The sequence below is a fragment of the Nonomuraea fastidiosa genome (genome assembly GCF_042751225.1).
GTDB lineage: Bacteria > Actinomycetota > Actinomycetes > Streptosporangiales > Streptosporangiaceae > Nonomuraea > Nonomuraea fastidiosa.
In genome coordinates this window covers 6,565,649-6,578,480 of record NZ_CP170570.1, presented here as the reverse complement: position 1 = coordinate 6,578,480, position 12,832 = coordinate 6,565,649, and the positions used below count along the sequence as shown (strand labels likewise).

11 protein-coding genes and 1 pseudogene are annotated in these 12,832 nt (G+C 72.8%); 7 read left to right on the top strand and 5 right to left on the bottom strand.

The window, feature by feature from the left end:
• Nucleotides 1–65: 65 nt before the first annotated feature.
• The 3 genes and pseudogenes from ACFMQL_RS30145 to ACFMQL_RS30135 all read right to left on the bottom strand — a co-directional run bounded on the left by ACFMQL_RS30145 (nt 66) and on the right by ACFMQL_RS30135 (nt 4,260).
• Nucleotides 66–698, bottom strand: a complete 633-nt coding sequence (locus ACFMQL_RS30145; protein ID WP_378788142.1) for a hypothetical protein — start codon at nt 696–698, stop codon at nt 66–68.
• Nucleotides 695–1,242: pseudogene (locus ACFMQL_RS30140) on the bottom strand (ATP-binding cassette domain-containing protein). The gene ACFMQL_RS30145 and the pseudogene ACFMQL_RS30140 overlap by 4 nt, the downstream one beginning before the upstream one ends.
• Before the next feature lie 144 nt (nt 1,243–1,386).
• A complete protein-coding gene (locus ACFMQL_RS30135) occupies nt 1,387–4,260 on the bottom strand; it encodes a response regulator (RefSeq protein WP_364053580.1) in 2,874 nt (957 codons plus the stop codon).
• 155 nt (nt 4,261–4,415) lie between these two features.
• Between ACFMQL_RS30135 and ACFMQL_RS30130 the strand changes: the two genes are divergently transcribed.
• The 6 genes from ACFMQL_RS30130 (at nt 4,416) to ACFMQL_RS30105 (ending at nt 9,147) form a co-directional block, all read left to right on the top strand.
• Nucleotides 4,416–5,102: a response regulator gene (locus ACFMQL_RS30130; protein WP_364053583.1), complete on the top strand. Its 687-nt coding sequence runs from the start codon at nt 4,416–4,418 to the stop codon at nt 5,100–5,102.
• Nucleotides 5,103–5,112: 10 nt separating this feature from the next.
• Nucleotides 5,113–5,943: a glutamate ABC transporter substrate-binding protein gene (locus ACFMQL_RS30125; RefSeq protein WP_364053586.1), complete on the top strand. Its 831-nt coding sequence runs from the start codon at nt 5,113–5,115 to the stop codon at nt 5,941–5,943.
• Nucleotides 5,944–6,043: 100 nt separating this feature from the next.
• Nucleotides 6,044–6,787, top strand: a complete 744-nt coding sequence (locus ACFMQL_RS30120; RefSeq protein WP_364053589.1) for an amino acid ABC transporter ATP-binding protein — start codon at nt 6,044–6,046, stop codon at nt 6,785–6,787.
• Between the two features lie 30 nt (nt 6,788–6,817).
• Complete coding sequence (locus ACFMQL_RS30115; protein WP_378788141.1) at nt 6,818–7,660, top strand: glutamate ABC transporter substrate-binding protein; 843 nt, start codon at nt 6,818–6,820, stop codon at nt 7,658–7,660.
• A 6-nt stretch (nt 7,661–7,666) separates the two neighbouring features.
• A complete protein-coding gene (locus tag ACFMQL_RS30110) occupies nt 7,667–8,335 on the top strand; it encodes an amino acid ABC transporter permease (protein ID WP_364053595.1) in 669 nt (222 codons plus the stop codon).
• Nucleotides 8,332–9,147, top strand: a complete 816-nt coding sequence (locus tag ACFMQL_RS30105; protein WP_364053598.1) for an amino acid ABC transporter permease — start codon at nt 8,332–8,334, stop codon at nt 9,145–9,147. The genes ACFMQL_RS30110 and ACFMQL_RS30105 overlap by 4 nt, the downstream gene beginning before the upstream one ends.
• Here ACFMQL_RS30105 and ACFMQL_RS30100 read toward each other — a convergent pair.
• Nucleotides 9,083–10,375 carry a hypothetical protein gene (locus tag ACFMQL_RS30100; protein WP_378788138.1) on the bottom strand — a complete coding sequence of 431 codons (1,293 nt, stop codon included), beginning with the start codon at nt 10,373–10,375 and terminating at the stop codon, nt 9,083–9,085. The two genes, ACFMQL_RS30105 and ACFMQL_RS30100, sit on opposite strands and share 65 nt — an antisense overlap.
• A gap of 59 nt (nt 10,376–10,434) precedes the next feature.
• On the opposite strand from ACFMQL_RS30100, the gene ACFMQL_RS30095 reads away from it, so the two are divergent.
• Nucleotides 10,435–11,760, top strand: coding sequence for an amidase (locus ACFMQL_RS30095; protein WP_378788137.1), 1,326 nt, complete (start codon nt 10,435–10,437; stop codon nt 11,758–11,760).
• Nucleotides 11,761–12,005: 245 nt separating this feature from the next.
• Here ACFMQL_RS30095 and ACFMQL_RS30090 read toward each other — a convergent pair whose 3' ends face one another.
• Complete coding sequence (locus ACFMQL_RS30090; RefSeq protein ID WP_378788135.1) at nt 12,006–12,734, bottom strand: SDR family NAD(P)-dependent oxidoreductase; 729 nt, start codon at nt 12,732–12,734, stop codon at nt 12,006–12,008.
• Nucleotides 12,735–12,832: the final 98 nt, after the last annotated feature.

Genomic DNA, 12,832 nt, shown 5'->3' with positions numbered 1-12,832 from the left:
TTCCCTCCCGGAGCCGGCACCGGGCGCAGGTTCCCTCCCACAGCCGGCGCCGGACGCGGGAGGGGTCACGCGTCGCGCCGGTGCAGGACGGTCAGGCCCGCCGCCATGGCCGCCGCCGTCCAGGCGAGCAGCCAGGCCAGCCCTTCCCCCGCCGAGTACGGGATCGGCCCTCCGGTCAGGTCGTCGGCGCTGTCCATGAACGCCAGCTCGGCGAACATCGGCATGCGCAGGGACGCCTCGACCGCGAGCCCGGTGCCGGTCATGCTGAGCAGCAGCGGCAGCCCCATGAGCAGCATGAACACCACGGAGAGCGTGCCCGCCGCGCTGCGCATCGCGACCCCGGCGCCCACGGTCATGACGCCGACGAGCGCGAAGTAGACGCCCGTGCGGAGCAGGTCGAGCGCGACCTCGCCGGGCGGCAGCACGACGAGGTGCCCGAACGCGTCGAGCGACAGCAACGAGGTGGCCGACACCACGGCCTCGCTGGCCGGGATGCGCACTGCGCCGCCCTCGCGTACGGCGTCGGTGGCGTTCGCGCCGGCCAGCGTGGCGGCGGCGAGGACGCCGAGCACGACCGCGCAGGCCAGGCACCACCAGGTGGACCTGACCGACCACGCCTTCACCCATTCCGCGGCGACGGCCTGCGGCAGGGCCCGCGTCACGACGCGCGCCGGCGTCGAAGGTGCGATCCGGCTCATACGCCCGCTCCGTACTCGACGCTGCCGGAGGTCAGCTCCTGGTAGACCTGCTCGAGTGAGGCATGCCTGGTACGCAGCTCGTGCAGGCGGACACCGGCCTCGTACGCGAGGTCGCCGACGCGTTCGACGGTGGCGCCGGTGACCTCCAGCTCGTTCTCCCCGAGGCGCTCGACGGCGAGCCCGGCCGCGCGCAGCCGGTCGGCGAGGTCCCCGGCGTTCCCACCCGCCGCACCGGGATGCCGTTGCTGCGGGCCAGCGCCGTCAGGTGGGCGTGCCCGCTGCGGCCCGGGTGCACGGCGCGCGCGTCGAGCAGCGCCCCGACCGTGCGCAGCGGGTTTTCCATGCGGTGATACGGCAGGCCGCAGACGAGCGCGGTGCCCGCGGTGGGCCGGTCGAGGCCGAGCACCAGGCGCATGGTGGTGGATTTGCCCGCGCCGTTCGGGCCGAGGAAGCCCGTCACCTTGCCCGGCCGCAGCTCCAGCGTCAGATCGTCCACGGCGAGGCGGTCGCCGTAGCGTTTGGTCAAGCCCTGCAAACTGATCACGGCGCTCACGCTAGGAGTGGAGGACGGCGCGGACCATGGGGGCGATCCGCCGACCTCGATGGCGGAAAACCGTAAACGGCGGCGGACCCGGCCTTTCCAAGCGGTGCCGAGCCCGGCCCTCCGGTCTTCCCGAGCGGAGACGGGTCAGGGTGAGCGGACCGCGCCCATCCAGTCCGGGACCTCGTTCAGCAGCGCCTCCAGCTCCTCTAACAGCGCCTCCCCGACCACGCCGCCGGCCCTGGAGATCTCCTCGGCGCGCCGGCACAGCTCGGCCTCCCTGGTGGCGCCGACCGTGGCGCAGGCGCCCTTGAGGCGGTGCGCGAGCGCCGCCGCCTGCGGCCGGTCACCGTCGCGTACGGCCTGGCGCAGCTCCTCGAACGTGCGCGGCGCGGTCGCCAGGTAGGCCCGTGCCACGTCGGCGAGCGCCTCGGCGGAGAGCCCGGCCAGCTCGGGCGGCAGCCCGGCGGAGGCGGTCCACTCGGGGATCCTGGCCAGCACGCGCGCCCAGTCGACGGGCTTGGCGAGGTGGTCGTCCATGCCGGCCTCCAGGCAGCGGATGCGGTCGTCCGGCATGGCGGCGGCGGTCATGGCGATGATCGGGGTGTGGGACTCCTCGCGGCTCCTGATCTCCTCGGTGGCGGCGAGCCCGTCGAGCACGGGCAGCTGGCAGTCCATGAAGACCAGGTCGTAGTCGCCGGCGAGCACGGCGCGCACCGCCTGCTCGCCGTCGTCCACGGTCTCGACCTCGTGCCCGGCCTGGCTGAGGACGAGCATGGCGACCTGGCGGCTGACCTCGTCGTCCTCGGCGACGAGGATGCGCGCGCCGCCGGTCGGCCCGCCGCCGGAAGCGCCGGACCCGCCGGAGGCGCCGCCGGGGTTCTCGGCGGTGCCGAGGGCGTTCTCCACGGCGGCGAGCAGGCGGCGGCGGCTGAGCGGCCGGGTGATCGACTGGACGGCCCGCTCGCCCGCGGGCGCCGGCCAGGCGACGCCCGAGCGGCCGGGGGTGACGACCACGATGACGCTGGTGGCCTGGAGCAGCGGATCGACGAGGATGGCGTGGGCCAGCGAGCGCGGCACGTCGGAGGACTCGCCGTTGTACGGTCCGGCGCTGAGGTCGAGTGCGACGACGGCCAGCTCGTACGGCTCCCCGCTGCCCGCGGCGGCCCGCAGCATGCGCAGGGCGGACTCGACGTCCCTGGTCTCCTCCACGTCGGCGCCCGCCTGGGCGAGGAAGCGGGCGGCCAGCGCGCGGTCCTCGGGCCGCTGGTCGGCGACGAGGGCGCGCCGTCCCTCCAGGGCGGCGGCGCCGGGCTCCGACCAGTCGAGCACGTCCATCGGCAGCGTCGCCCAGAACCGGCTGCCGACGCCCTCCACGCTGTCCAGCCCGATGCGCCCGCCCATCAGCTCGACGAGCTGCCGGCTGATGGCCAGGCCGAGGCCGCTGCCGCCGGTCCTGCGGGTGATCGGGGTGTCCACCTGGCGGAAGACGCCGAACACCTTCTCGCGGTCCTGCGGGCCGACGCCGATGCCGGTGTCGGCCACGGCGAACCTGAGCACCACGCGGTCCTGTCCAGGCTCGCCTTCGTCGAGCGTGACGTGCAGGTCGACGCCGCCTTGGACGGTGAACTTGAGGGCGTTGCCGACGAGGTTCGTCAGCACCTGGCGCAGCCGGGCGGGGTCGCCCACGACCTGTCTGGGGACGTTCTCGTCGAGCCGGAGCGTGAGCCACAGGCCCTGCTCGTAGGCGTGCGGCGCGAACGGCGCCACGACCTCGTCGCACAGGCGCGGCAGGTCGAACGGCACGGCCTCCACCTGGAGGTGGCCCGCCTCGATGCGCGACAGGTCGAGGAAGTCGTCGAGCAGGCGCAGCACGTTCTGTGCGGCCTCCTGGGCGGTGGTGGCGTAGTAGCGCTGCTCGTCGTCCAGGCGGGTGTTCATGAGCAGCGAGTTCATGCCGAGCACGCCGTTGATGGGGGTGCGGATCTCGTGGCTGATCTTGGCGACGAACTCGGACTTCGCGTTGGACGCGTCGAGCGCCTCGTCGCGGGCGGCGGCCAGCTCGGCGGCGTACCTGGCGAGCGTGGCCTGGGCGCGGCGGCGGCCGCGGGTGCTGTGGATCTGCAGGCCGAGGCCGATGAGGATGAGCAGGGCGAGCAGGGCGGCGACGGTGAGCACGTTCGTGCGCACCCGTTCGGCGGAGGCCAGCGCCTCGGCGGCGAGCACCTCGGCGGTGACCGTCCAGCCGATGCTCGGGATGGGCTCGGACGCCGACAGCACGACGCCGTCGATGCCCTTGTACTCGCCGCTCCACGCCTGCCCGTTGAGCGCGTTGTCCACGCGCGGGTCCTCGCGCAGGGAGGTCAGGGCGTTGATCTTCTTGCTGGGGTCGTCGGCGACGAGCACGCCGGCCTTGTCGGTGATGAGCAGCCGGATGTCCTGCGCGTCGGCGGCCTTCTCGGCGAACTGCTGGATCGCGTCGAGGCTGTAGACGACGGCGAGCATGCCGACCATGCCCACGCCGTCGGCGGAGGGGATGGGCGCGGCCACGGCGACGGCTCTGGAGACGTCGCGCATGGTCGGCGTGTACGCCTGCGAGACGTAGGCGGCCCGCTGGTCGCGCACGGCGCGGTACCAGTCGGTGCTGGCGGTGTCCTGGGGCAGCACGACGGGCGGCTCGACGCCGATCGTCTGCCCCTCCGGCGAGATCATGACGACGCCGCTGACGCCGTCGCGCATGCGCTTCAGCTCGGCCAGCCAGCCGGCCAATGTGCCGGGCTCGGTCCTCTTGACGGCCTGGCGTACCTCGGGCCGCTGGGCGAAGGCGGTGACGAGCTGCTTGAGCGAGTCCATCTGCTGTTCGACCACGACCCGGCTGACCGAGGCCGTGGTCTTGACGCGGTCGCTCACCTCGTCTCTGACCGCGCCCTCCGACAGCGAGATGCTGGACGAAGTGAGCAGCGCCAGCGGCAGCAGGCCGAGCAACGTCCACAGGGCCGTCACCGCGAGCAACCATCGCACGGGCGTCCGTCCCTCCCCCCTCTCGTTGGGGTACAGAGTAGGAGGGTTCCGGCGTTCGCGCCGGTTCCCGATGAACAGAACGAGCAAAAGTCGATCTTTTTCGGCAAAACCCGCCTAAGCTGCATTGATCGACCAGTTAGACGAGGAGCGTGGCGATGCCTGAGCTCAGGGACATCACCGTACTCATCGTGGACGACGACCCCGTGGTGACCGCCGCACTGCACGCCCAGGTCAACCGGGTACTGGGGTTCAGGGTCGTGGGGATCGCCCATACAGGTCACGCCGCTCTGGCCGCCGCCGCCCGCTTCGCGCCGCGTCTCGTCCTGCTCGATCTTCACCTTCCGGATATGCCCGGCTTAGAGGTGGCTCATCGCCTGCGCAGGCCCGAGCAGCCCCCTGCCGACGTGATCGTCATCTCCGGCCGCAAGGAGTCGGCCACCGTGCGCGCCGCGATCCAGCGCGGCGCGCTCTACTACCTGGTCAAACCCACGCGGGCGGGCACCTTGGAGCAGACCCTGCTGCGGTACGCCGCCACCCTGGAGCAGCTCGAGTCCGGCGACAGCTTCGCCGAGCAGCAGGAGATCGACCGGATCTTCCGCTCGATGCACCTCGACTCCGCCTCCCGGCCCAAGAGCATCTCCCCCGCCACCGAGCAGGCCGTGCTCGACGCCCTGGCGGAGGTCGAGGAGGACGCCTCGGCGCACGAGCTGGCCGGCATGATCGGGGTCAGCCGCGCCACCGCCCGCCGCTACCTGGAGCACCTGGCCGATCGCGGGCTGGTCGAGGGCCGCCCGAGGTACGGACCGACAGGGCGGCCGCAGCACCGGTACCGCGTCCGATGAGGGAGGACCGGTGAAAGGGTTGCGGGCCTTACTCGCGGCGGTGCTCATCTGCCTGGCGCCGGCGGGCTGCGGCGAGCCGGACCCCTTCCCCGAGGACTCGACGATGGCGCGCATCAGGGAGCGCGGCGTGCTCACCGTCGGCATCAAGTTCGACCAGCCGATGTTCGGCTACAAGGACCCGGTGAGCGGGCGCATCACCGGCTTCGACGCGGAGATCGCCAGGCTCATCGCCAAGGACCTGACGGGCAGCGAGCGCAACATCCGCTTCGTGGAGACGGTCTCGCGCGAACGGGAGAACTTCATCACCCAGGGGCTGGTGGACCTGGTGGTGGCGACGTACTCGATCACGCCGGAGCGGGCCAAGGTGGTGTCGTTCACCGACCCGTACTACTACGCCGGGCAGGACCTGCTGGTCAGGGTGGGCGACACGACGATCAACGGCGTCGAGGACCTGAAGGGCAAGACCGTCTGCACGGCCAAGGGCTCCACGTCGGTCGATCGGCTGCGCTCGACCGTGCCCACGGCGCACCTGGAGATCGTGGACGCCTACAGCATCTGCGTGCCCGCGCTGATCTCGGGGCGGGTGGACGTGGTGAGCACCGACGACACGATCCTGCTCGGTCTGCTGGCCCAGCATCCCGACACGCTGCGGCTGGTCGGCAAGCCGTTCGGGCGCGAGCCGTACGGGATCGGCATCCGCAAGGGGGACGCGGTGTTCCGCGACTACCTCAACGGGCTGATCGCGCGCTGGTTGCGCGACGGGCAGTGGGACCGCGCGTTCGTCGCCACGATCGGGGTCACCGGCACCACGTCCGCCTCGTCGCGACCGGCCAACCCCTGAATTAAACGATCAGAAGGATCTAAACGATCATAAGTCGCTTCGCGGCGGGTCCCGCTTCTTACGGTTACGCCAACGCCGACCGAGACAAGGAGCGTGACGCATGAGCCACGCGGACCTGATCGTGCTGGACCGGGTGAACAAGCGCTTCGGTGACCATCACGTGCTCAGGGACGTCAGCCTGACCGTGCGGCAGGGCGAGGTCGTGGTGATCATCGGGCCGTCCGGGGCGGGCAAGTCCACCCTGTGCCGGGCGATCAACCGGCTGGAGACCATCGACTCCGGCACGATCACCCTGGACGGCGTGCCGCTGCCGGCCGAGGGCAAGGCGCTGGCCCGGCTGCGGGCCGAGGTCGGCATGGTGTTCCAGTCGTTCAACCTCTTCGCGCACAAGACCGTCCTGGAGAACGTCGTCCTCGGGCAGGTGCACGTGCTGAAGCGGCCGAAGGACGAGGCCGTGCGCAGGGCCCGCGAACTGCTCGACCGGGTCGGCATCGGCGGCCAGGCGGACAAGTACCCGGCGCAGCTGTCCGGCGGGCAGCAGCAGCGGGTCGCCATCGCCAGGGCGCTGGCCATGGACCCGAAGGCGATCCTGTTCGACGAGCCCACCTCGGCCCTCGACCCGGAGATGGTCAACGAGGTGCTGGAGGTCATGACGGCGCTGGCCCGCGAGGGCATGACCATGGTCGTCGTCACCCACGAGATGGGCTTCGCCCGCCGCGCCGCCGACCGGGTCGTGTTCATGGCGGACGGCCAGATCGTCGAGCAGGACACCCCCGCCGCCTTCTTCGGCGCGCCGAGCAGCGACCGCGCCCAGAACTTCCTCGCCAAGATCCTCACCCACTGACCGACCGCAGAGACCTCCTGAGGAGTCGTCATGTCCCGCATATCGCTACTCGCCGTGATCGCCTCGACGCTGACCGTGGCAGCCGCCGCGTCCGGGTGCGGCGCCGACAGCCACGCCTCCACCGCGTCCATCGTGGACAAGGCCAAGAACGACAAGAAGCTGGTCATCGGCGTGAAGGCCGACCAGCCGGGGCTCGGGCTGCGCACCCCCGACGGGAAGTTCACCGGCTTCGACATCGAGGTCGCCAAGTATGTGGCCAAGCAGCTCGGCGTCGAGGAGAAGGACATCACGTTCAAGGAGACCGTGTCGGCCAACCGGGAGGCGTTCATCGAGCAGGGCCAGGTGGACATGGTGGTGGCCACGTACTCCATCACCGACGCGCGCAAGCAGAAGGTCTCCTTCGCCGGGCCGTACTTCGTGGCCGGGCAGGACCTGCTGGTCAGGGCCGACGACACCGAGCTGACCGGGCCCGAGGCGCTCAACGGCAAGAAGCTCTGCTCGGTCGCCGGCTCGACCCCGGCGCAGAAGGTCAAGGCGGAGTACGCCAAGGAGGTGCAGCTGCAGGAGGAGCGCACGTACTCGGCGTGCGTGGACCGGGTGCTCGGCGGCCAGCTCGACGCGATCACCACCGACAACGTCATCCTGGCCGGCTACGCCGCACAGCACGCCGGCAAGCTCAAGGTCGTCGGCAAGCCGTTCAGCACCGAGAAGTACGGCATCGGGCTGAAGAAGGACGACGCCGCCGGGCGCAAGGCGATCAACGACGCGCTGGAGAAGATGTTCTCCGACGGGAGCTGGACCAAGGCGCTGCAGGACAGCGTGGGCGCCTCCGGCTTCGCGCTGCCCCAGGCCCCGCAGCTCGAGCGGTACTGAGGCGCCATGGAAGCGCTGCTGACCGAGGGCGGCACGATCATCGCCGCCTTCTGGATGACGGTGCGGCTGACGGCGGTCAGCGCGCTCGGCTCGCTGGTGCTGGGCACGCTGCTGACCGCCATGCGGGTGGCGCCGCTGGGCGCGCTGCGCGCCACCGCCACCGCGTACGTGACCGTGGCCCGCAACACCCCGCTCACGCTCGTGCTGCTCTTCACCGGCCTCGGGGTGGGCGCGAACCTGGGCCTTGAGCTGTCCGACGACATCGCCACCAACAACTTCTGGCTCGCCGTCATCGGGCTGACCGCCTACACCTCGGCGTTCGTGTGCGAGGCGCTGCGCTCGGGGCTCAACACGGTGCCGGTGGGGCAGGCGGAGGCGGCCCGCGCGCTGGGCCTGGGCTTCGCCAGGACGCTGGCACTGATCACGCTGCCGCAGGCGTTCCGCGCGGTGGTGGCACCGCTCGGCAGCATCCTCATCGCGCTCACCAAGAACACCACGATCGCGCTGGTGGTGGGCGTGGCCGAGGCGTCGGTGCGGATGCGCGAGATGATCGAGACGTACGGAGACCAGGTGATCGAGATCTTCCTCGGCTTCGCGGCCGGGTTCGTGCTGCTCTGCCTGCCGATGGGGCTCGCGTTCGGCTGGCTGTCGCGGCGGCTGGCGGTGGCCCGATGAGCGTCTGCACCACCCTGTACGAGCCTCCGGGCCCGCGCGGCGTGCGCCGCAACCGGGTGCTGACCGTGCTCGTCGTGCTGGCGCTGCTCGCCGTGGCCGCCTTCGTGTACGCCCGCTTCGACGCCAAGGGCCAGTGGGCCGCCGAGAAGTGGACACCGCTGCTGCGCGCCGACGTCTGGGCCACGTTCATCCTGCCCGGCCTGGCGGGGACGCTCGCGGCGGCCGTGGCGGGCGTGGTGCTGGCCGGGCTGTTCGGGCTGGTCTTCGCCACCGCGCGGCTGTCGGACCACCGGTGGGTGCGGATCCCGGCGGCGGTGGTGGTGGAGTTCTTCAGGTCCGTGCCGCTGCTGCTGCTGATCTTCTTCGCGTTCTTCGGCTCGTACGTGCTCATCGGCGTGAACATCTCGGCCTTCGCCGCCGTGCTGTTCGGCCTCACCCTCTACAACGGCTCGGTGATCGCCGAGATCATCCGCGCCGGGGTGCTGAGCCTGCCGAAGGGGCAGCGGGAGGCGGCGTACGCGGTGGGCATGCGCAAGGGGCAGGTGATGCGGCTCGTGCTGCTGCCCCAGGCGGTCAAGGCCATGCTGCCCGCGTTGATCAGCCAGTTCGTGGTGCTGCTGAAGGACTCGGCGCTGGGACTGATCGTCGGCTACGACGAGCTGGTGGACCGGGGGCTGAACGGCATCGCGGCGAACTTCTCGAACGTGATCCAGGCGGCCGTGCTCATCGCGGCCATCTTCATCGCGATCAACATGGCGCTGGACCGGCTGGCCGCCCGGCTGGGCGCGAGCGCCCGCGCACGGCCCGCGTGATCGCGGGCAGCCAGGGCGCGAGACCGATCAGCGCGAGCAGCGCGAGCAGCGGCAGCCGCCACCACCAGCCGACCGTCGCGGGTGGGGTGGCGGGCGGTGGCGAGACCCAGGGGCGGGCGGTCTTGGACCAGGCGAGGAAGGCGTCGCCGATGGGGAGCAGGCCGAAGGCGTACCGCTTGGTCCAGGGCGTGCCGATCGGCAGCCCGGCCAGCTCCCCGTAGTTGGCCAGCGCCCCGGCGAGCGCGGCGTCGCCCTGGGCCTGTGCCGCACCGAGGGCGACCGCGGTGGCCGACAGGCTCACGCCCAGCGGGAGCGGCCCGGAGTCCACGTCGGCGGGGCCGTCCATGCCGTGCGGGTACTCGCGGACGGCCGGTCCGAGGCCCAGCGGGGCGGCGACGTACAGCTCGCGGAAGCGGGCGTACTGGGCGGCGGCGAAGGCCGGGTCGATGTCCACGAGGAAGCGCAGGATGAGGCTCTGCGAGCTGCCGCGCGCCACTCCTTCTGGCTCGCCGGTGTCCGCCGCGACGACGTGCGGGATCAGGCCGGTACGCGGGTCGAGCCGCTCGCGTACCCGCTCCAGCCAGCGGGCGACGGTGCCCGCGTGGCGCGGCTCGCCGGTCAGCGCGTCGTGCAGCCGCAGCGAGGCGACCGCGACCGTCGAGTCCACCGGCCACGCCTGCCCGGGGTACGCCTCCAGGAACGGCGAGCGCGCCGCGTCGAACGCGCGCGCCAGGGCGGCCGAGTCCTCGGTGAAGCGGCGCAGCTCGGCCGGGTCGCGCCGCCCGTCCTGTTGCAGGCTCAGCACGCCGCCGAGCAGCCAGTTGCCCCAGCCCCGGTAGAAGACGCCGAACGGCGGATCGAGCGACCGGTCGAACGGGGCCCTGCCGCCTGGGCCGTCCAGCCGGGCCAGCGCCCACCTCGCCTCGCGCAGCGCCGCCGCCCGCTCGTCCGGCCGGCGGTGGCCGAGCTCGACCCAGGCCAGGCCGTACAGGACGTGCAGGAAGAAGTAGCCTTCGGGGAAGAGCGCCTGCGCCTCGTCTCCGGCGCCCGCGTCCAGCTCGGCGCGCAGGAACGTGAGCTGCCGCCGCACCCCCGGCGGCTCGCCGTCGGCGGCGGTGGCGGGCGCGATCAGGCGTACGGCTCCGAGCAGCGCGCACAGGCCGGCCACGACGGCGGCCGCCCGCCGCGCTGCGCGCCTGACGGACCGGAGGGACAGGGCTGCGGGCATCGGGCCGATCGTAGTGGCGGGGGTCGATCTGGATGGCAGGAAATGTGTAGAAAGATGCCATGCCCATTCCCCCCGGCCCCTTCATAGGCCGCACTCTCGCCCGGCTCGCCCAGGACCTCCGCGACGGCCGTACCACCTCGACCGACCTGACCGAGCAGGCGCTCGGCGCCGCCGCCGCGCTCGACCCTGCGCTGAACGCGTTCGTCACCGTGGACGGCACCGGCGCGCTGGAGGCGGCCAAGGCGGCCGACGACGAGCTGGCCGCGGGCCGGGACCGGGGGCCGCTGCACGGGATCCCGGTCGCGGTCAAAGACCTGATCGAGGTGGCCGGACTGCCCGCCACCATGGGCTCCCGGCACTTCACCGGCTACGTCCCCGGCCGCGACGCCGCCTGCGTGGCCCGGCTGCGGGAGGCCGGGGCGGTGATCGTGGGCAAGACGACCACCCACGAGTTCGCCTACGGCCCCACCGGCGACCGCTCGGCGAACGGCGCCTCGCGCAACCCGCACGACACCGGCCGCATGTCGGGCGGCTCCAGCGGGGGCAGCGGCGCCGCCGTAGCGGCGGGCATCGTGCCACTGGCGCTCGGCACCGACACGGGCGGGTCCGTCCGCATCCCGTCCGCTCTGTGCGGGGTCGCCGGGTTCAAGCCCGCGTACGACGCCATCTCCGCCGACGGCGTGTTCCCGCTGTCGCGCTCGCTCGACCACGTCGGCGTGCTGGCGGGCGACGCGGACAGCTGCCTGACCGCCTACCGCTGCCTGACCGGGGACGAGGTGCCCGAGCGGGCGGAGGACGCCCGGGTGGCGTGGCTGGACGCGAGCGACCTGTTCGCGGGCGACCCCGAGGTGGTCGCGGTCGCCCGCGCGGCGGCCGGCTCGGCGGGTGAGCCGCCCGAGATACGGCTGCCCGAGGGGTTCGCCGAGGAGGTGCTGCGCACGTACCGGACGATCCAGTCGTGCGAGGCGGTCGCCGTGCACGCCGAGCGGATGGAGCGGGCGCCCGAGCTGTTCGGCGAGGAGGTCCTGGAACGGCTGCGCGGCGCGGCGCAGGTGCCCGGATGGCGCTACGTGCGCGCCGTGCAGGACCGCGAGCGGCTGATCGCCGCCGCGGGCGCGCTGTTCGAGCACCACGACGTGCTCGCCCTGCCGACGGCGGCGATCACCGCCCCGCCGATCGACCGGCGTGAGGTGGCTCTCGGAAGCGAGACCGTGCCCGTAGGGGTCGCGCTGCTCTCGCTGACCTGCCCCTGGAACGTGCTGCGCTTCCCCGCGCTGACCGTCCCCGCGGGCACGGTCGCCGGACTGCCGGTCGGCCTGCAGCTCGTCTCCCGGCCCGGCGACGAGGCCCTCCTCTTCTCGGCCGCCCGCCGTCTCACCGCCTGAGGTCCGGGGAACCGGCGGCCTTCGAGGACGCCGGCGTCGAGGCCCGTGTCGCTGAAGGCCGTCGCGGAGGGCGGCGGGTCGTTCTTCGCCTCCGGCGTGGACCCGGGCTGGGCCAACGACGTGCTGGAGGCCGCCGACGAGGGCGGCAAGCCATCGGCCTTTCAGCGGCCTGGCCGGTCTCCGCGCCGCCGGGCGCGGAGACCGAACAAGCCGACCGGCCCGTCATGCGCGCGCCGGCGCGGCGCTCACCTCGGGTGGGCGCCGCCGTCCACGCTGAGCACCTGGTTCGTCAGGTAGCCGTTGCGCAGGACGGCCATGCACAGGTCGGCCACCTCCTCGGGCCGCCCGAACCGCCCCACCGGCAGCGCACCGGGCCTCGCACCCGGCGGGAGCATGGCGGTGTCCTCGATGAGCGCGGGCGCCACCGCGTTCACCGTCACCCCATCCGCCGCCACGCGCGGCGCCAGGAAGTGCACCAGGCCGTGCAGCCCCGCCTTGGACGCCGCGTAGTGCGGCCCCACGATCCCGCCCGTGAACCCGGCCACCGACGACATGAACAGCACCCGCCCGAACCCGCGCTCCACCATCCCCGGCAGCGCCGCCTGGGCGAGCAGGAACGGCGCGCGCAGGTTCACCGCCATCGTGCGCTCCCACGTCTCCAGGCCGACCTCGGCGTAGCCGAGCGGCTCGGCGTATCCGGCGTTGGCGATGAGCAGGTCCACCGGGCCCAGCTCACCGGCGGCGGTGTCGAGCAGGGCGCGGGGCGCGTCGGGGTCGGCCATGTCACCGGGCAGCGCCAGCGCGGGCACCCCGGCGGCCACCGACTCCGCGACGAGCTGCCCGGCCTCTGCGGCGCGGCCGCCGTACGCGAAGACCGTGCGCACCCCGGCGGCGATGAGGCGGCGTCCGATCGCCTGCCCGATGCCGCCGGACGCCCCGGTGAGCAGCGCCACCCGCCCGTCAAGATCCTCCATGTCCCCTCCAGCCCCGTGATCACCGTTATCCCTCACTTCGTGCCCACCCGCCGTACGCGGCACGCGGCACGACCAAGCGAGCCGTGCCCGCGGCGGAT

Coding starts and splice junctions, on each gene's coding strand:
- ACFMQL_RS30090 (WP_378788135.1), bottom strand. CDS start 12,734: ATGGAGGATCTTGACGGGCGGGTGGCGCTGCTCACCGGGGCGTCCGGC.
- ACFMQL_RS30095 (WP_378788137.1), top strand. CDS start 10,435: ATGCCCATTCCCCCCGGCCCCTTCATAGGCCGCACTCTCGCCCGGCTC.
- ACFMQL_RS30145 (WP_378788142.1), bottom strand. CDS start 698: ATGAGCCGGATCGCACCTTCGACGCCGGCGCGCGTCGTGACGCGGGCC.
- ACFMQL_RS30115 (WP_378788141.1), top strand. CDS start 6,818: ATGTCCCGCATATCGCTACTCGCCGTGATCGCCTCGACGCTGACCGTG.
- ACFMQL_RS30120 (WP_364053589.1), top strand. CDS start 6,044: ATGAGCCACGCGGACCTGATCGTGCTGGACCGGGTGAACAAGCGCTTC.
- ACFMQL_RS30105 (WP_364053598.1), top strand. CDS start 8,332: ATGAGCGTCTGCACCACCCTGTACGAGCCTCCGGGCCCGCGCGGCGTG.
- ACFMQL_RS30110 (WP_364053595.1), top strand. CDS start 7,667: ATGGAAGCGCTGCTGACCGAGGGCGGCACGATCATCGCCGCCTTCTGG.
- ACFMQL_RS30100 (WP_378788138.1), bottom strand. CDS start 10,375: ATGCCCGCAGCCCTGTCCCTCCGGTCCGTCAGGCGCGCAGCGCGGCGG.
- ACFMQL_RS30130 (WP_364053583.1), top strand. CDS start 4,416: ATGCCTGAGCTCAGGGACATCACCGTACTCATCGTGGACGACGACCCC.